Raw genomic sequence first — 17606 nt, 5'->3', positions numbered from 1 at the left:
GCCGGCTCGTAGCACACTACCTGCGGTTCATGCGGTTCTCGACTAGGTCGTCGACCACGGCCGGGTCCGCGAGGGTCGAGGTGTCGCCGAGTGACTGATATTCGTTGGCCGCAATCTTGCGTAGTATGCGCCGCATAATCTTACCTGAGCGCGTTTTCGGCAGGCCCGGCGCCCATTGTATGAGGTCAGGACTAGCGATCGGCCCGATCTCCTTACGCACCCAAGAGACCAAAGTCTTGCGTAATTTCTCAGTCGGCTCAGAGGCAACTTTTAGTGTAACATAGGCATAGATACCCTGACCCTTGATGTCGTGGGGATAGCCGACCACGGCAGCCTCCGCAACATCGTCATGGGCGACCAGCGCACTCTCCACCTCGGCCGTGCCCATGCGGTGGCCGGAAACATTGATTACGTCGTCCACACGGCCGGTAATCCAGTAATAGCCATCCTCGTCGCGACGGCAGCCATCGCCAGTAAAATATTTGCCCTCGTAGGTGGTAAAATAGGTTTGCTCGAAGCGTTCATGGTCGCCATAAAGCGTGCGCATCTGCCCCGGCCACGAATCGGCGATGCAGAGATTTCCTTCCGTGGCGCCGTCCAGTGGCTTACCGTCAGCATCGACGATCTCTGGCCTGACGCCGAAGAACGGCAGCGTTGCCGAGCCGGGCTTGAGCTTCGTCGCCCCCGGCAACGGAGTAATGAGAATGCCGCCGGTCTCAGTCTGCCACCAGGTATCGACGATCGGGCAACGGCTGTCGCCAACCACTTCATGGTACCACATCCAGGCCTCCGGATTGATCGGCTCGCCGACCGTGCCTAAAAGACGCAACGAAGTGCGACTGGTGGCCGCAACCGGCCCGTCGCCTTCTCGCATCAACGCTCTCAGAGCGGTGGGGGCCGTATAAAAAATAGTCACCTTGTGCTTGTCGCAGACCTGCCAGAAGCGCGATGCGTCGGGATAGTTGGGCACGCCCTCGAACATCAGCGTCGTCGCACCGTTGGCGAGTGGACCGTAGACGATGTAGCTGTGGCCCGTGACCCAGCCGACATCCGCCGTGCACCAGTAGATGTCGTCTGGGTGGTAATCGAAAACGTAATGGTGGGTCAGCGAGGCATAAAGTAGATAGCCACCCGTGGTGTGGAGCACACCCTTGGGTTTGCCGGTCGAGCCCGAGGTGTAGAGGATGAACAATGGATCCTCGGCGTTCATGGCCGGCGCCTCACAATCGTCAGAGACGCCTGCCACCGCTTCATGCCACCAGATATCACGGCCTTCAGTCCAGCCGATGTCGCCGCCGGTGCGCCTTATCACCAGCACATGATCTACGCTCGGACAGCGCTCCAGCGCTTTGTCTGTATTGGCCTTTAGCGGCACCGTGCGACCGCCACGCAGGCCCTCATCAGCGGTGATTACAAAGTTCGAATCGCAGTCGTGAATGCGGTCAGCAAGCGAATCCGGAGAGAACCCGCCAAAGACGACGGAATGTATGGCACCGATGCGTGTACAGGCGAGCATGGCCACTGCGGCTTCCGGGATCATCGGCATGTATATGGTGACCCGGTCGCCCTTGCTCACCCCGTTCGCCAGCATGACATTGGCCATGCGGCAGACTTCGGTCTTTAGCTCGGCATAGGTGATCGCCTTCGAGTCCGCCGGCTCGTCACCCTCCCAGAGAATAGCAATCCGGTCGGGAGTCTTCTCCGCATGGCGATCGACACAATTGGTTGACACGTTGAGGGCACCGTCCTCGAACCATTTGATGGAGATGTTACCGCGCGTATAGGATGTGTTCTTGACCGTGCTAAACGGCGTAATCCAGTCGATGCGCATCGCTTGGTCGCGCCAGAAGCCGTCGGGGTCAGAGATCGAGCGCTCGTAGAGCTGCCGGTAGCCGGCTTGATCGATCCAGGCAACCTTGGCGATATCGTCCGGCACAGGGTAATTATGGGCTTCGAACATGCCGCGCTTCCTTCTCGTCCTCGTTGGCTGGGCGAACTGGGATTATTCCGCCAAAGCACGGTCACGTCTATCGCCGAATGGCCGTCAGACAGAATGCTCCAGCCACCAGCGGCCAAGATGGCGCTTCGGCATCGTCACGGACAATCAAATTTTACCCACGCGCAGTTCTACCGGTGCCAATATCAGGAATTCGCCGATGCAGGGGCCGAAAAGACACTTTCTAGACCCAACAGCAAAACGCGCGCCGTGATTGGGACATCTGATATCGCCGGTCTGGCGATTGGAGACGATGTTTAACGCTGTATTCCAATGAGGACAACGTTGAGATAGGCGAAGACCTTATCACCCTTGCGGATCACGAAACGTCCGGATCGTCACCCTGGGTATCTAAAGACCCGCGCGCCACCGTCGACCATCTGCTCAAGCAGACCCCGCCGACGCTAGTCCTGGGGTATTAGGCCTTAATCCCAGCCATCTCACAAAGCAGTACCCAATGTGCATCGCTGACGGGTACCACGGAAAGCCGCGACTGACGCACCAGCGCGAGATCGGCAAGACGCGGCTCGGCTTTAATCTCCGCCAAGGTCACCGCATGCTTGACCGACTTCAGAGCCTTCACGTCGACCATGCCGAAACGGCCCGAGGCATCAGTGTGGTCGGGATAATACTCCTTGACCGTCTCCATCACGCCGACGACAGTCTTTTCGCTGACGGAATGATAAAAGAAGGCGCGGTCGCCGTTGCGCATAGCCTTCATGTTGTTGGCCGCCTGGTGGTTGCGCACGCCGTCCCAGTGGGTGCGCTTGTCACGCACCAAGTCGTCCCAGGAATAGGCTCCCGGCTCCGATTTCATCAGCCAATAGCCCACTCGTTTCTTCCCCCTGCTTTGACTCCGACCATAATCCACCGTCCGCCGCTTGCAAAGATGACTTCGCCACCCCTATGAAGGCGGAAACCTAGGAGAGCGAGATGCCCAAAATCGTGGACCCCGTGGTGCTAACCCAGGCGCTGATCCGTTGCCCCAGCGTGACGCCGGCCGATGCGGGCGCACAAGCGGTGCTAGCGGAGGCGCTGGAAAGCCTTGGGTTCCGCTGCATGCCCTTGCGTTTCGAGGCCGAGGGCGAAGCGCCAATCGACAACCTCTTCGCGCGCCTCGGCGAGGGGCGACCCAATTTCGGGTTTGCCGGGCATACGGACGTGGTGCCGGTCGGTGATGCAGAAGCCTGGACGTGCGATCCCTTCGCGGGCGAGCTTGCCGACAACATCATTTACGGGCGCGGTGCCAACGACATGAAAGGTGCTATCGCCGCCTTTGTCGCGGCTGTCTCCCGCTATCTGGCGGCGCACAAAGCCTTTGACGGCAGCATCAGCCTGCTGATCACCGGCGACGAGGAGGGCCCGGCTGTCAACGGCACAATCAGAATACTCGACTGGATGGCGGAGTCTGGTGAGCAGCTTGATATGTGCCTGGTCGGCGAACCTACCAATCGGGCCGTGCTCGGCGACATGATCAAGATTGGGCGCCGTGGCAGCTTGTCCTGCACTCTAACGGTGGACGGCGTGCAGGGCCATGTTGCCTATCCGCACCTTGCTGACAATCCAGCAAGCCGGCTTGTGGCCGTGCTGGTGGCGCTCGATACCGAGGTGCTGGATGAGGGTAACACCCATTTTCAGCCATCGAACCTGGAGATCACCGATATCGTTATTGGCAATCCCGCAGCCAACGTAATTCCGGCGCAAGCCAGCGCGCATTTCAATATCCGCTTCAATACCGAGCAGACGACCAAGGGGCTACTGGACCGCCTACGCGCAATCATCGAGAGAGCGGGCGGCGATGGCCTCAGCTATCGCCTCAACCACCACCAGTCGGGCGGCGCCTTCCTCACCCCGCCGGGTGCTTTTAGCAAAAGCCTTGCGGATGCGGTGGAGGCCGTGACGGGCACTCGGCCCGAGCTCGGCACCACCGGCGGCACCTCGGATGCGCGCTTCATCAAGGGGCACTGCCCCGTAGCCGAGTTTGGCCTAGTCGGGAGCACCATGCACAAAATCGACGAATGTGTCGCCGTAGCCGAACTGGAAGCGCTCGGCGCCATCTACGAGGCTGTGCTCGAGCGCGTCTTCGCCCAATGATCCCGAGCGTGCAGGAGATCCTGTCGTCGCTCTACGGCGCTTGGCGCCTGGTCCTGAGAGATGCCGAAGGCATGCGCTGGCTAACGCTCACGGTACCCGGGTTCTGGAACTCGTTCTTCGGCATCGTGCTGGTACTGCCGATCGTGCTGGTGGTGGCAACGCTGCCGGGAGCCGGCAAGGAAGTCCTTGAGATTTCTTATGGGATGCTCGCCTTTGAGACCGTGGTCGCTTGGACGATACGGCCGTTTATTCTACTCGGCTTATGCTATCTGCTGAACCGCACTCAGCGCTTCGTAGCGCTGATGATCGCCTGGAACTGGGTCTCGGTTATGCAGACAGTGATATTCACCATCGCCGCCATGCTCATCGCGGTTATTCCCGGCATTTCTGGCCTGCTGTTCCTGGTGGTGCTCGCGGTGATGCTGTTGATCGACTATTTCGTCGCCCGCACTGCCCTCGACGTGCCGGGCGGGGCTGCCACCGCTGTGGTCATCGTCATGCTGCTAGCGAGCCTAATGTTGGAGTTGGCGGTCTTCGGCGGCGACGCCTGATCTCTGCTAACCGTAGCGTACGCCGCATCTGCCCCACGACAACATTGGTGTGCTGGCGTCGGGCAATTTAGCCAACATGGTACCACTCGGTACGTACCCGCTCGCCGACAACACCAATACGCGCCGCATCTGACACATGATCAACACCAGCGTGGTCCATCATCGGGCGGCCTTTCTCGGCGGGTAGTCGACGCCCATCAGGCACAGCCCCTCGGGCGGCGCAGTGGGACCGGCGGCAGCGCGATCTTTCGCCGCGAGAGCGCACGCCACGTCCCGCCGCCGCCACTTGCCGAGACCCACCTGCGCCAGGGTGCCAACCATAATACGCACCTGGTGGTGCAGGAACGAACGCGCCTCGGCTCGCACCTCGACACTCTCCCCTAGACGCTGGACGTCGAGCCGGTCGAGCGTCTTCTCCGGCGACTTGGCCTGACATTGGCGAGTTCGGAAGCTGCTGAAATCATGATAGCCAAGCAACGCTTTTGCCCCCTCGGCCATAGCCTCGGCATCAAGCGGCTGTGGCACGCGCCATGCATGCCCGCAATCCAGCGCGAGCGGCGCACGGCGGTTGACGATGCGGTAGATATAGCGCCGCCGAATGGCATCAAAACGGGCATGAAAGTCCGGATCGGCAACGACGGCCTCAACTACGGCAATCGGCGCCGGACGAAGATGCGCATTGACTGCATCGCGCACCGTATTCGGCGTTGCGTCGCGCACAAGATCGAAGTGGCATACCTGGCCGAGCGCGTGTACGCCTGCATCGGTCCGCCCGGCGGCGGTCACCGCGACACTCTCGCCGCAAAAGCCATCTATGGCATCTTCCAGGGCCGCCTGCACAGAAGGCCCGTTGTCCTGGCGCTGCCAGCCGACAAAAGGCTCACCGTCATATTCCAACAGCATGCGGAAGCGAGGCATCAGCCTAGCTGGGTCCCGGCGGGGATAGCACGCCCCCTGAGCGCATCAGCGACCGGCATCGCCTTACGGCCCGGTCGCTGCACACGCAACAAACGAAGCGCCCCTTCGCCACAGCCGACGGTCAGGCAATCATCAAGCACCTTGCCCGGCGCACCCGAACCTTTAGCAACCTCAGCCGAGAGAGCCTTCCAGCGCTCGCCGTCAAGCAGGAAATGCGCCCCGGGACGCGGCGCCAGCGCACAGATCTGCCGCATCACTGCAGCAGTTGGCTTGCACCAATCGAGCGGCTCATCCTCCGGTGTCAGCTTGGCAGCATAGGTCACGCCCGCTTCAGACTGCCTGGTCTCGACCGCGCTGCCGTCGGCAAGTGCCCCCAAAGCCGTCACGATCGCCTCACCGCCGAGCACAGCAAGGCGATCGTGCAAGGCGCCCGCATCGTGGTAGCCGATGGCAAGGCGACGGCTGAGCAGCATCGGCCCCGTATCGAGCCCTTCGTCGAGGCGCATGATGGTGATGCCCGTCTCGGCATCCCCGGCGAGGATGGCGCGCTGGATTGGCGCCGCCCCGCGCCAGCGCGGCAGTAAGGAGGCGTGCACGTTTAGGCAGCCATGCCAAGGCGCCTCCAGAACCGGTTGTGGCAGGATCAGCCCATAGGCCACCACCACGGCCGCGTCCGCTGCGAGTGCGGCAAAGGCCGCTTGCGCTTCGCCATCCTTAAGCGTGGCCGGATAACGCACGGAGATGCCGGCGGCCTCCGCGTGCGTCTGTACCGCGCCAGCTCGTGGCGTCTTGCCACGGCCGGCGGCGCGCGGCGGCTGGGTATAGACCGCGGCAATTTCATGGCCGGCCGCAATCAGCGCCGCGAGCGCCGGCACCGCGAAGGCCGGCGTGCCCATGAAGATCAGACGCATGAGGGTTCAGGCCCGGACGCGGCCGGCGGGCTTGACGCACTTCGCCTTGGCCAAGCGGCGCACGATCATGCCGCGTTTAAGGCTGGTCAGGTGGTCAACGAAGAGAATGCCATCGAGATGGTCAATCTCATGCTGCACGCAGGTTGCCAGAATGCCCTCCATCTCGAGCTGCCGCTCGGTGCCGGTCTCATCGAGATAGGCGACTGTGGCGTGCTCGGGCCGGCGCACGTCGGCGAACTGCTCCGGAAACGACAGGCAACCTTCCTCATAGACCGCAGTCTTCTCCGAGGCGGCGAGCAGTCGCGGATTGGCCATCCGCAGCGGTTGCCGCCCGTCGTCCTCGCCCGAGACATCAACCACGATGACACGCCTGGTCACACCTACCTGGGGCGCAGCAAGCCCAATGCCAGGCGCCTCGTACATGGCCTCCAGCATGTCATCCATGAGCCGGCGCACCTCGTCATCCACCACGGTAACGGGCTCGCACGCGGCCTTGAGGCGCGGATCGGGCGCAACGATGATCTCCAATTTGACCATCCCCTCACCTATTACTGTGCCTGGCAGGCGTCAAGGGCATGGCCGGACCGCGTGCCTTTCGCGACGCCGTCGGCAAGCACATCATCGATATCGCCGAGCGTTACATTGTGCCCGGCGAGACCGCTGAATCGGCGCCCATGTTCCTGCCTGTCGAAACAGTCTACGCTAAAGCTCTACGCTAATTCCCCCGATATCGTCGAGCGCTTCTACCGCCGGCGCGTCTGGATTGTTTCGCCGACGATCCTGATGGTAACGTTCAACATGGTGCGTACGGTGCGCAAGGACGCGCATACGCGCAGGCAGACCGGTGTGATCCAGGAAGAGGTTCTGAAGCTGGTGGACGATCTAGGCCGCCTCCACAAGCGTATCGAGAACCTGGAGAAGCACTTCGACCACACGGTGCGAGACGTGCGCGGCATCCGCATCTCCAGCAACAAAATCCCCAGCCGCGGCGGGCGTATTATCACCATCGTGATAGGCGACGAAGAGGATGAGGTGACCGAGGCCCAAGCTCCGCCGGTGGAAACGGATCAGTAACCGCGGTTGAGACCCAAAGCGTTCTCGATTGGCTCCCCTGCGCGGACGCGGCGCAAGTTCTCGACAACGGTCACCACCGCCGAGGCAGGCAGCACCCAACCACCGATATGAGGTGTGAGCGTGATCGCCGGGTGCCCCCACAAAGGACTGTCACCTGGCAGGGGCTCGATGCGGAATACGTCGAGCCAGGCGCCCGACAGATGGCCGCTGTCGATCGCCGCTAGCAGGTCCGCCTCAACCAGATGGGCACCACGCGCGACATTGACCACATAGGCGCCTTGCGGCAGCTGCGCGAACAGCCGGGCATCGAGGATGCCGGCGGTATCGTCCGTCAGCGGCAGCAGACAAATGAGAATGTCACTGCGCGCCAAAAAGATTCCCAACCCGTCCGCGCCATGAAAGCCGGCAACGCCGAGAATCGTCTTGGCCGAGCGTGACCACCCCGCCACGTCGAACCCGAGCGCCGCGAAGGCTTGTGCGGCAGCACCGCCGATCGCACCTTGGCCCATCACGCCCACCCGGCAGGCGGTGGGATCCTGGGGCAGTACGGGCTGCCATTCGCTCCGTGCCTGCGCAGCGCGATAGGCCCCCATATCACGATGATGGTCGAGCGCCGCGAGTAGCACGTAGACCACCATCTGGCGCGACAGCGACGGGTCCACGAGGCGCGCGATCGGCACTTCGCGTGGCAGCTCGGGATCGGCGAGCAGATGATCGATACCAGCGCCGAGCGACTGGATCAGCCGCAGGCGGGGCAGGCTTGCCAAGAGACCCGCCGGCGGCTGCCAGACTAGCGCTATCTCAATCTCGCTCACATTGCCAACCTCAGGCCAGATACGAAACTCAAGCTCCGGCGACACGCTGGCCAGCGCTTGGCGCCAGGCTACGGGGTTGTCGAAATCGCTTAGGAACAACAAAGCCATAACCACCGGTTATGGCCAATGCGCAACGCTCACGCAACACTTGCCGGGCAGAGGATTTTCTTTGCGGCGCACCTGCTCTAGGTTGATGAGCCGGGTGACGCGGACAAACGGGGAACGGATATGACCTATCACGTTCTGATCGAGGGCGAGCAAAAGGGGCCATACGAGGCATCCAGCGTCGCCAGAATGATCGAGCATGGCGAGATTGACCAGGCGACTCTGGTCTGGACGGTCGGCATGGCCGATTGGCAGCCGGCGGAATCCGTGCCCGAGCTTGCCGCACCCATTGCCGGCCCCACTGTGCCACCGCCGCCGCTTACCGCAGGACCACCACCCGAACCGACAACCGAGACGCCGCTGGCAATGGAGCCACTGCCAGCAAGCGGGGGACGCCTCGCCATCGGCGCCACCTTCGGCCAAGCCTTCGCCGCCTTCACCCATCAGCCGTTCAGGGCGCTGATCTTGATGTTTTTCTACATCGTCATCCTAGTCGCGATTAGCGTCGGCGCCATGTTCAGTTTCGCCGGATCAGAAATTCTAAAGGCCGGCGCCAATCTAGGCGCCGGTTTGGTGGAGCTGCCACTCGACCAGTTTCTCATCATCTTCGGAGTGATCATGATCGCCACGATTGCATTCTCCGGCGGCTTGGTGGGGGTGCTCACGGAGATGATCTACCAGCGCCCAGCCCGCATAAAACACCTGTTTGCGGGCTTTCCCCGAATCTTGCCGCTCTTTTTCGGCATTATCTTCTTCGCGGTGATGGTCAGCGCCGGCTTCGTGCTGCTGATCCTGCCCGGAATCTTTCTGCTGTTCGCGATGATGCTGTGGCCCTTCTTCGTAGTCGATTCACGTCTCGGGCCTGCGACATCGCTCGGGGCCAGCTACCGCGGCGTGTTGCAGCTCGGTTGGTGGCGCGTGTTCTTCGCCTTTCTGGTCACCATCGGCACCATGTTCGTTCTCATATCCATCGTGTCGCTAATCGGCGGCGCAGGCATGGCGGCAATCATGGCGGAGCTTATTGGAGGCAACGAAAAGCCGGCCGACATGATGAAAATTCTTATCGCCATGACACCAATGCTTACACTCACGATTCTGACGATACTGCTGATGAACCTTGGCTTCGGCCTGATCATGGCCTCGATCTACGCGCAAACAAAAGCTGGCGAGGAATAGCATGCCTGCGATGCCCTACCACGTTCTTCTCGACGACGAGCCCCGGGGGCCGCACAGCACCGAGGCCCTTGCGGAGATGGCGGCGCGCGGTGAGATCGACGGCAGGACGCTGGTCTGGCAGGCAGGTATGAATGACTGGGTGCCGGCCGCCAGTGTGCCGGCGCTGGCGCATCTCTTTGACGATATATCTGTTGCGCCTGTCCCAGTGTCGCCGCGCGCGACGATCGCGCTCGATATCACCGCAGCGTTGACAATTGGCTTTACTGCTTATCGTAAGGCGCCACAGCCAACAATTGTTGTCTCGATACTTTACAATGTCTTGCCAGTGCTAGTGTTCATGCCGCTCTTTCTGCTCCTCAGCATCGGCCGTGAAACCGACGACCTGCTGAGGTACCTACAGTCTGGCGAAGGTCAAATCGCCATGATGTCACTTGGGCTGACCTTAGGCATAACCATGGCGATCTTCTATGGCGGATTATGCGCCTTCATGCTGGCGCTGATCCGCGGCCAGCCTGTGCATACGGGAATGCTGTATCTCGGGTTTCGGCGCGCCGGCGCCTTGGCGGGCTTTGCCGTGCTTTACCTCATCAGCGTCGTCGCGGGCCTGATGATGCTGGTAGTACCGGGCATCGTCATTGCGGTCGGCTTTTGCCTGACCCCGTTCATCATTATGGAAAGCGGCCTTGGTGCGCTCTCGGCGATGGCGGCGAGCTGGCGGGCCGTGCTGCAACTCGACTGGTGGCGAGTCTTCGCCGTGTTTATCGCCCTGTTTATGGCTTTCATGGCGCTAGTATTTATCATGGAAATGATCCAGACGATCCTGGCCGGCATCGCCAGTGCGGCGCCCATGATGGTTTTGATTCTAGCCCTGAACCTGGCTGTGAATATCGTCGTCATCATCGTCGCCGGAGCGACTTTCGCTGCGGTCTACGAGCAGGCCAGGCGCAACCGCATCAGCGCTTGAGTGCAGCGCGCAGCTCGCCAGCGCGAGCGGCACCGAGCAGATGCGCGAGAAGACCGAAACAAGCCAACCCCAGCGCCACCAGAGCGGCAAGTACCGCAACCTCCACGGCCAGCCCCATCTGCAACCAGGGTGTCAGTACCGTCGCGGCCACCCAGAGCAGGGCCGCCATCGCCACCGCTGCAAGCAACATGCGGGGCAGGCGAGCACGCAGGCGGGCATCAAAGCGCAAATGGCCGCGCAAAAATAATCCGACCGCAAGCAGCCCGGCGTTGAGCCAGGAGGAGAGCGAGCTGGCGAGCGCGATGCCGACATGGGCAAACGGGCCCATGAGCAACAGATTGAGCACCACATTCACCACCAGGCAAACAGCGGCAACGGCAAGCGGCGTGCGCGTGTCCTGGCGGGCGAAGTAGCCGGGCACTAGCACCTTCACCAGCACGAAGGCAGGTAGCCCCAAGGCGTAGGCCGCAAGCGCTCCAGCCGTCGCCGAGGTTGCCGCCACCGTGAAGGCGCCGCGCTCGAACAAGACGCTGATCACCGGCATCGCAATCACCGCGAGCGCCGCGGCAGCCGGCAAGGTCAGCAGCAGGGCAAACTCCAGCGCCCGGTTCTGGCGCTCGTGGGCGACACCCTCATCGCCCGCGCCGACAGCTCTACTTAAGGTCGGCAGCAGCACAGTTCCCATCGCCACGCCGACGACCCCGAGCGGTAGCTGCACGATGCGGTCGGCGTAATAGAGGTAGGAGACCGAGCCTGTCGGCAAAAGAGAGGCGATGATGATGTCGACAATCAGATTAAGCTGCTGCACGCCGGCGCCAAGCGCCGCCGGCGCGATCAACACCAGCAGTCGCCGCACATCTGGACTGAGGCGCGGCATACGCAGCGCTGGCAAGAGACCGGCGCGCTGGCAGTTCCAGGCCATCCATAAAAGCTGCGCCATGCCCGCGACCGAGACCGCCCAGGCCAACGCGTGCCCGGGCGTCTCAAGGCGCTCGGCAAAAAACAGCAAGCTGGCGATTAGACACAAATTTAGTAGAATCGGCGCCGCCGCGGCGGCGGCGAACCGCTCGACGCTGTTGAGCATAGCGCCGAGTAGCGAAACCAGAGAGATAAGCAACAGATAGGGGAAGGTCAGACGCGCCAGCTGAACGGTTAGCGCATACTTATCCGGCTCATCAACAAAGCCGGGCGCAAAAAGCTGTAACAACCATGGCATGGCGATCTCGGCCGCAACCGTAAACAGCACCAAGACCCAAAACAGTACTGCCAAAGCTTGCTCGGCGAAACGGAGTGCCGCCCGCTTGCCGTCTGCTTCCATGCGGCCTGCGAACAAAGGCACGAAGGCGAGATTGAAGGCTCCCTCGGCGAACAGTCGGCGAAACAGGTTGGGCAGTTTGAAGGCGACAAAAAATGCGTCCGCGACAAGGCCGACGCCAATGTACCGGGCGATTAGAATATCGCGCAGAAATCCTAGGACGCGCGAAATCAAGGTGTACCCGCCGACCGTCGCAGCAAAACGAAGCAGCGCCATGATCTATCGGGCTATTCCGCGGCCACGCCCGCGGAACCGCCGTCGCACGCCACCGCTTCGCCACTGTCGATGGCCTCGATCAGGCCAGTCCGGATTGCCTCGATACGCGCTTCGTCGTGGATCTTCATGCCGAAGACGTCCTTGACGTAGAAAACGTCGACCGCGACCTCGCCATAGGTGTTGATGCGCGCACTGCCGATCGAGAGGCGCAGTTCAGTCAGGGCTCGGCTGATGTCGTAGAGCAGGCCAACCCGATCGCGAGCATTGACCTCCAGCAAGGTGTGCGTCACGGAGGCCGAGTTGTCGACCAAAACACGAGGTTGGACCTTGAAGATGGCGGTGCGATGAGCGCGATCACTGCGCTCGCGCTCTTCGAGGCGGATGGCTGGCTTGAAGTCGGCCGCCAAGGTCATCTCGACCGTTCCCGCCAGTTTCAACAGCCGTTCCGGCTGGTCGACGGCCTTGCCCGCCTCGCTTTGCACCCACAGCGTGTCGAGCACCATGCCGTCGGTGGTGGTGAAAATACGCGCATCGACGATCGATGCTCCGGTAACGGTCATGGCACCGGCTACACCCGCGAACAGCCCAGGATGGTCCGGCGCGTATATCGTGACCTCAGTGACCGAGCGGAACTTGTCGACCCGGGTATTCACCGCCAATGTTTGACCATCCCGATCGGCATCACGAATCATCTCCGCGTGGCGCTTGTGCACCTCGGTATTGAAGTTGAGCCAATAGGAGGGGTAGGCGCGATCTACGAAGGACTGTACGTCCTCTTGCGCCCAATCGGAGACCGCATCTCGGAAAGCATCTTGTGCCATAGACAGGCGATCAGCCTGGTCGGCCAAAGAGTCGCCGCCGGTCATCGCAGCTTCGGCTCGGTAGTAGAGCCCACGCAACAATTGGCCCTTCCAGCCGTTCCAGACATTGGGTCCGACAGCACGGATATCTGCCACGGTCAACACCAAAAGCATACGCAATCGTTCCGGTGAGCGCACGATCTCAATGAAGTCAGCCACCGTCTTCGGATCTGAAATGTCACGGTTGAATGCAGATATAGAGCAGAGTAGATGATGTTCAACTAACCACGCTACAGATTCCGTCTCTTCTGCCGTATATCCAAGGCGCGGTGCTAGTTTTCGTGCGACCCGCGCACCGATCTCAGAATGATTCCCGCCGCGTCCCTTACCAATATCGTGCAGGAAGATAGCAAGATATAGAACCTTGCGAGATAGCACCTTATGCACGATCTCGGTGGCAAGCGGCAGCTCATCACCAAGCTCTCCGAGCTCTATACGAGAGAGAATGCCAATGGCAAAAATAGTGTGCTCGTCGACCGTATAGACATGGTACATGTCATGCTGTGTTTGCGCCACGACGCGGCGGAAGGCAGGAATGAAACGGCCCAGCACGCCTGCCTCGTTCATGCGCCTCAGCGTGATCTCTGGATCCTTTTCGGAGGTTAGAATCTCGACAAAAAGCCGGTTCGTCTCTTTGTTCGCACGAAGCTTCGCATCGATGCGCGAGAGGCTACGGGTGATCAGCATCAAGGCGTGTGGGTGGATGTCCAAATCGCGGGCCTGCGCGAGATGAAAGAGGCGTATCATGCGCGCTGGCTCGACCTCGAAAACATCATTCGAGAGCACCGACAGACGCCCATTCTCAAGTCTAAAACCTTCGAGATCGCGCGCGCGACTCGCGAAGTGCGACAACCATTGCCGTGGCTTCGGCGCATTCTCCGCTTCGAAGGCGGCGCAGAATATCCGTGTGAGGTCGCCGACGGTCTTGGCGAGCAGATAGTAGTGCTTCATGAAGCGCTCGACCGTCTCGCTGCCTTCGCGACGACTGTAGCGCATAACCGCCGCCAGTTCCGGCTGCAGGTCAAAGGTAAGGCGCTCCTCAGGCCGTTTCATTAGGTAGTGCATGTAGCAGCGCACGGTCCAGAGAAAGCGGTGCGCCCGCTGGAACATGCGTAGCTCGGCCGCGGTGAGGACGCCGCGCGTCACAAGCTCGTCAACATCGGCGACGCCATAGAGATATTTGGCAATCCAGAAAAGCGTGTGCAGATCGCGCAGCCCCCCCTTGCCCTCCTTGATATTGGGCTCGACTACGTAGCGGGAATCACCCATGCGCTGATGGCGCTCGTCGCGCTCCGCAAGCTTGGCAGCAACGAAAGCGGGGCCGGAACCTTTTACGACATCTTCGGCAAAGCGCTTACGTAGCTCAAGATAAAGCGGTTGGTCGCCGTGGATGAAGTGGGATTCGAGCATCGCTGTCCGAATGGTGAGATCAGTATTAGCGCGCGCGATGCACTCGTCGATCGAGCGGGTGGCTTGACCCACCTTGAGCCCGAGGTCCCAGAGCAGATAGAGCATGTATTCTACGACCTGCTCCCCGCGCGGAGTCTGCTTGTAGGGCAGCAGAAAAAGCAGATCGATATCGGAATAGGGCGCCATCTCGCCGCGGCCGTAACCGCCCACGGCGACCAGCGCCAAGCGGTCCGCTGCCGTCGGGTTGGGCTCCGGGTAGACAATATCGGCGACATGGGTGTGAATGTCGGCGATGAGTTGGTCGACCAGAAAGGCCGTGGCTGTCGCGGCCAGCGGCCCGTCGGCTCTCGCCTCGAAGCGGCGCCGGATCTCCGCGCGGCCCGCTTCCAGCGCCTGTTTGAGCAGCGCTAGCACATCGGCGCGCTCGGCCGCAGCCTTGAGCGCAGCGCCCAGGGCCTGATGATCGATAATTTCGCGCTTGTTTCGAAGCCTCGGCATCTGCCCCCTTATACCAGTCGAGACTAATCCTCGCCATCCACCAGGGACTTGAGGTGGTAGAGCAGTTCCAACGCCTGGCGCGGGCTGAGATCATCGAGTTCGAGCCCGGCAAGCGCCTCCATCACTGGCGATCGTGGCGCTGTCGTGGGCGGCCGGTTCGCAGCAAATAGTGGGAGCTCATCCGCCAGCCTAGCCGCGGCGCTTCGGGTTTCATCGCTTTCCAGAAGCGCCAGCACGTCGCGCGCCCGTGCCACCACAGGCTCGGGCAGCCCGGCCAAGCGAGCAACGTGAATGCCGTAGGAGCGATCGGCCGCACCTGGACCGACTTCGTAGAGGAAGACAACCTCGCCTTCCCATTCGCGCGCCCGCATGGTGTGGCAGGAAAGCCAGTCAAGACGAACCGAAAGATTAGTCAGCTCGTGGTAATGGGTCGCGAAGAGGCCGCGGCAGGCATTGTTATCATGCAGATGCTCGATGGTGGCCCAGGCGATAGACAAGCCATCATAGGTCGCGGTGCCGCGGCCAATCTCATCGAGGATGACCAACGCTCGCTCGCCCGCCTGGTTGAGGATGGCTGCGGTCTCTATCATCTCGACCATGAAGGTAGAGCGGCCGCGCGCCAGGTCGTCCGATGCACCGACCCGGCTGAAGAGCCGATCGACGACACCGATATGCGCCGCGGAAGCCGGAACGAACGAGCCAGCCTGAGCAAGAAGAGCGATAAGCGCATTTTGACGCAGAAACGTGCTCTTTCCGGCCATGTTTGGTCCGCTCAAAAGCCACAGTCGACCATCTTCCCCTAGATCACAATCGTTCGCGATAAAAGTTGCCGTATCTCCCTCGCCCAAGATCGCCTCCACCACCGAGTGGCGACCGTTGTCGATATGGAAGGCAAGGCTGTCATCGACGTGGGGCCGGCAGTAGTCTCGTGCCACGGCCACCTCCGCCAACGCGGTTGCAACATCGATTTCGGCGATAGCGCGTGCCGCAGCAGCAATCTGGTTCGCCTGCGAGCTCACTTCATGGCGCAAGTCCTCGAATAACTCCAGCTCAAGGGCCAGCGCGCGTTCGCCGGCGCGGGCGATTTTGTCATCGAGATCGGCAAGCTCTCCGGAGGTGAAGCGCACGGCGCTCGCCATGCTCTGGCGATGCACAAAACGCTCATCGCCGAGCAAGGGCTCTCTGTGATTGGTCCCCACCTCGATAAAATAGCCGAGCACATTATTGTGACGTATCTTGAGTGTGCCAATACCTGTCTCGTCGCGATAGCGCGCCTGTAGGGCCGTGATCAGGCGCCGGCTTTCATCTCGCAGAGTGCGCTGCTCATCGAGAACAGCGGTATAGCCTGCGGCAATAAAGTTGCCGTCTCGTGTTAGCAGTGGCAGGTCCGCGGCAAGGGCCTGGCCCAGGCGACCGATCAGCAAATTATGCTCGCCAAGTGCCGTTGCAGCCGCCACTAGGTCCTCCGGTAGCGGAGTAAGGTCGCCCACGTCCTCATGAAGCAAGTGGCGCAAGGCGATGGCGCATTCCAAGCCATCGCGTATGGCGGCGAGATCGCGTGGCCCGCCGCGCTCAAGGGAGAGACGGCCGAGCGGACGCTCAATATCCGGGCAGCTGGCCAGTGCCCCACCCAACTTACCGCGCAATCCCGAAGCCTCGACCAAGGCCTGCACCATGTCGAGCCGGCGGCCGATCCCGGCAATGTCGGTGAGCGGTGCCGCCAACCGTGCTGCCAGCAAGCGGCCGCCGGCGCCTGTGGCAGTGCGGTCGACCACGCCGAGCAGCGAGCCGCGCCGACCGCCACCACTCGCTTCCAGCACTTCGAGATTCCGCCGCGTGGCACCATCAATCGCCATCACGGCCTGGGCCTCCTGGCACTTTGGCCGGGCCAGCCTTGGCAAGCGTCCCTTCTGGGTCAACAGCACATAGTCGATGACAGCGCCGGCAGCACCGATCTCGGCACGGCTGAAGCTGCCGAACGCTTCCAGCGATGCCACGCCATAGGTCTCGCACAGCCGACGTTCGCCGGCAGTCGACGCGAAGCTCGAGGCGACGAGTGGCGTGAGCAGCGATCCATACTCGGCGAGATACGGCTCCTCCACGAGCGGCTCAGGAACCAATAGTTCGCCCGGGTCCACTTGCACAAGCAACGCCGGCAACTCACCCAAGCCAGGTTGCGCTACGGTGAAATCGCCAGTCGACATGTCGAGCCAAGCCAAGCCGAGATTGCCGCCGGCCCGCGCCACCGCAGCTAGATGGTTGTGGGCCCGGGCTTTGAGCAAGCTGTCCTCGGTCAGCGTGCCCGGCGTCACCAGACGCACCACGTCGCGAGCCACCAGAGCCTTGCCGCCGCGCTTGCGCGCAACAGCCGGGTCTTCGGTCTGCTCGCAGATGGCGACCTTGAAGCCGGCCCGGATGAGCCGTTCGAGATAGCCCTCGTGGCTATGCACTGGAACGCCGCACATGGGGATATCGGCGCCATCGTGCTTACCGCGCCGCGTCAGTGTGATGTCGAGCGCCGTGGCGGCTGCCACCGCGTCGTCGAAGAACATCTCGTAGAAGTCGCCCATGCGGTAGAACAGCAAGGCGCCAGGGTGCTGGCGCTTGATCTCCAAATACTGCGCCATCATCGGCGTCGGCTTGGCAACCTTGCCGCTCGTCTCCGTTTTCGCCGCCATGAGATATCGCCCGTACCGTTGTCGC

Annotated in this window: 15 protein-coding genes; 6 read left to right on the top strand and 9 right to left on the bottom strand. The window is 61.7% G+C overall.

All coding sequences use genetic code 11. The features are described 5' to 3' along the window. Positions 1–16 precede the first annotated feature (16 nt). Both acs and QF629_05015 read right to left on the bottom strand, forming a co-directional pair. Positions 17–1960 (bottom strand): acetate--CoA ligase, encoded by a 1944-nt coding sequence (gene acs / locus QF629_05020; protein MDP6012895.1) that lies wholly within the window; start codon positions 1958–1960, stop codon positions 17–19. Between the two features lie 454 nt (positions 1961–2414). Then, positions 2415–2828: an EVE domain-containing protein gene (locus tag QF629_05015; protein MDP6012894.1), complete on the bottom strand. Its 414-nt coding sequence runs from the start codon at positions 2826–2828 to the stop codon at positions 2415–2417. A 101-nt stretch (positions 2829–2929) separates the two neighbouring features. Between QF629_05015 and dapE the strand changes: the two genes are divergently transcribed. Together dapE and QF629_05005 are read left to right on the top strand one after the other, a co-directional pair. After that, the gene (dapE, locus tag QF629_05010) at positions 2930–4090 is read left to right on the top strand and encodes a succinyl-diaminopimelate desuccinylase (protein MDP6012893.1); all 1161 of its coding nucleotides are present in this window, start codon (positions 2930–2932) and stop codon (positions 4088–4090) included. Then, a complete protein-coding gene (locus QF629_05005) occupies positions 4087–4641 on the top strand; it encodes a hypothetical protein (GenBank protein ID MDP6012892.1) in 555 nt (184 codons plus the stop codon). Before dapE ends, QF629_05005 begins: the two co-directional genes overlap by 4 nt. Positions 4642–4800: 159 nt before the next feature. Here the strand turns inward: QF629_05005 and truA are convergent, their stop codons facing one another. The 3 genes from truA to def are packed head-to-tail and all read right to left on the bottom strand — an operon-like array spanning position 4801 to position 7007. Further along, positions 4801–5559: a tRNA pseudouridine(38-40) synthase TruA gene (truA, locus tag QF629_05000; GenBank protein ID MDP6012891.1), complete on the bottom strand. Its 759-nt coding sequence runs from the start codon at positions 5557–5559 to the stop codon at positions 4801–4803. Next, positions 5559–6470: a methionyl-tRNA formyltransferase gene (gene fmt / locus QF629_04995; GenBank protein ID MDP6012890.1), complete on the bottom strand. Its 912-nt coding sequence runs from the start codon at positions 6468–6470 to the stop codon at positions 5559–5561. Before fmt ends, truA begins: the two co-directional genes overlap by 1 nt. Positions 6471–6476: 6 nt before the next feature. After that, a complete protein-coding gene (gene def, locus QF629_04990) occupies positions 6477–7007 on the bottom strand; it encodes a peptide deformylase (protein MDP6012889.1) in 531 nt (176 codons plus the stop codon). A gap of 38 nt (positions 7008–7045) precedes the next feature. On the opposite strand from def, the gene QF629_04985 reads away from it, so the two are divergent. Then, a complete protein-coding gene (locus tag QF629_04985; protein MDP6012888.1) occupies positions 7046–7189 on the top strand; it encodes a hypothetical protein in 144 nt (47 codons plus the stop codon). After that, the gene (gene rmuC, locus QF629_04980; GenBank protein ID MDP6012887.1) at positions 7131–7544 is read left to right on the top strand and encodes a DNA recombination protein RmuC; all 414 of its coding nucleotides are present in this window, start codon (positions 7131–7133) and stop codon (positions 7542–7544) included. The genes QF629_04985 and rmuC overlap by 59 nt, the downstream gene beginning before the upstream one ends. Here the strand turns inward: rmuC and QF629_04975 are convergent. Continuing rightward, a complete protein-coding gene (locus QF629_04975) occupies positions 7538–8467 on the bottom strand; it encodes a glyoxylate/hydroxypyruvate reductase A (GenBank protein MDP6012886.1) in 930 nt (309 codons plus the stop codon). The genes rmuC and QF629_04975 overlap by 7 nt on opposite strands. A 120-nt stretch (positions 8468–8587) precedes the next feature. Here QF629_04975 and QF629_04970 point away from each other — a divergent pair, with 120 nt between their 5' ends. Together QF629_04970 and QF629_04965 are read left to right on the top strand one after the other, a co-directional pair. After that, a complete protein-coding gene (locus QF629_04970) occupies positions 8588–9640 on the top strand; it encodes a DUF4339 domain-containing protein (GenBank protein ID MDP6012885.1) in 1053 nt (350 codons plus the stop codon). A gap of 1 nt (position 9641) precedes the next feature. Next, complete coding sequence (locus QF629_04965) at positions 9642–10604, top strand: GYF domain-containing protein (GenBank protein ID MDP6012884.1); 963 nt, start codon at positions 9642–9644, stop codon at positions 10602–10604. Here QF629_04965 and murJ read toward each other — a convergent pair. The 3 genes from murJ to mutS are packed head-to-tail and all read right to left on the bottom strand — an operon-like array spanning position 10594 to position 17581. Further along, entirely contained in the window at positions 10594–12135 is a 1542-nt protein-coding gene (gene murJ / locus QF629_04960; protein ID MDP6012883.1) for a murein biosynthesis integral membrane protein MurJ, read from the bottom strand. The genes QF629_04965 and murJ overlap by 11 nt on opposite strands. Before the next feature lie 11 nt (positions 12136–12146). Further along, positions 12147–14903: a [protein-PII] uridylyltransferase gene (locus tag QF629_04955; GenBank protein ID MDP6012882.1), complete on the bottom strand. Its 2757-nt coding sequence runs from the start codon at positions 14901–14903 to the stop codon at positions 12147–12149. A gap of 23 nt (positions 14904–14926) precedes the next feature. Beyond that, positions 14927–17581 carry a DNA mismatch repair protein MutS gene (gene mutS / locus QF629_04950; GenBank protein ID MDP6012881.1) on the bottom strand — a complete coding sequence of 885 codons (2655 nt, stop codon included), beginning with the start codon at positions 17579–17581 and terminating at the stop codon, positions 14927–14929. Positions 17582–17606: the final 25 nt, after the last annotated feature.

Source organism: Alphaproteobacteria bacterium, assembly GCA_030739735.1.
GTDB lineage: Bacteria > Pseudomonadota > Alphaproteobacteria > UBA7887 > UBA7887 > UBA7887.
The sequence above is the reverse complement of the archived record's forward strand: the minus strand, read 5'-3'. Positions and strand labels throughout refer to the sequence as shown.

Coding starts and splice junctions, on each gene's coding strand:
- acs (MDP6012895.1), bottom strand. CDS start 1,960: ATGTTCGAAGCCCATAATTACCCTGTGCCGGACGATATCGCCAAGGTT.
- dapE (MDP6012893.1), top strand. CDS start 2,930: ATGCCCAAAATCGTGGACCCCGTGGTGCTAACCCAGGCGCTGATCCGT.
- QF629_05005 (MDP6012892.1), top strand. CDS start 4,087: ATGATCCCGAGCGTGCAGGAGATCCTGTCGTCGCTCTACGGCGCTTGG.
- truA (MDP6012891.1), bottom strand. CDS start 5,559: ATGCCTCGCTTCCGCATGCTGTTGGAATATGACGGTGAGCCTTTTGTC.
- fmt (MDP6012890.1), bottom strand. CDS start 6,470: ATGCGTCTGATCTTCATGGGCACGCCGGCCTTCGCGGTGCCGGCGCTC.
- def (MDP6012889.1), bottom strand. CDS start 7,007: ATGGTCAAATTGGAGATCATCGTTGCGCCCGATCCGCGCCTCAAGGCC.
- QF629_04985 (MDP6012888.1), top strand. CDS start 7,046: ATGGCCGGACCGCGTGCCTTTCGCGACGCCGTCGGCAAGCACATCATC.
- QF629_04975 (MDP6012886.1), bottom strand. CDS start 8,467: ATGGCTTTGTTGTTCCTAAGCGATTTCGACAACCCCGTAGCCTGGCGC.
- QF629_04970 (MDP6012885.1), top strand. CDS start 8,588: ATGACCTATCACGTTCTGATCGAGGGCGAGCAAAAGGGGCCATACGAG.
- QF629_04965 (MDP6012884.1), top strand. CDS start 9,642: ATGCCTGCGATGCCCTACCACGTTCTTCTCGACGACGAGCCCCGGGGG.
- murJ (MDP6012883.1), bottom strand. CDS start 12,135: ATGGCGCTGCTTCGTTTTGCTGCGACGGTCGGCGGGTACACCTTGATT.
- QF629_04955 (MDP6012882.1), bottom strand. CDS start 14,903: ATGCCGAGGCTTCGAAACAAGCGCGAAATTATCGATCATCAGGCCCTG.
- mutS (MDP6012881.1), bottom strand. CDS start 17,581: ATGGCGGCGAAAACGGAGACGAGCGGCAAGGTTGCCAAGCCGACGCCG.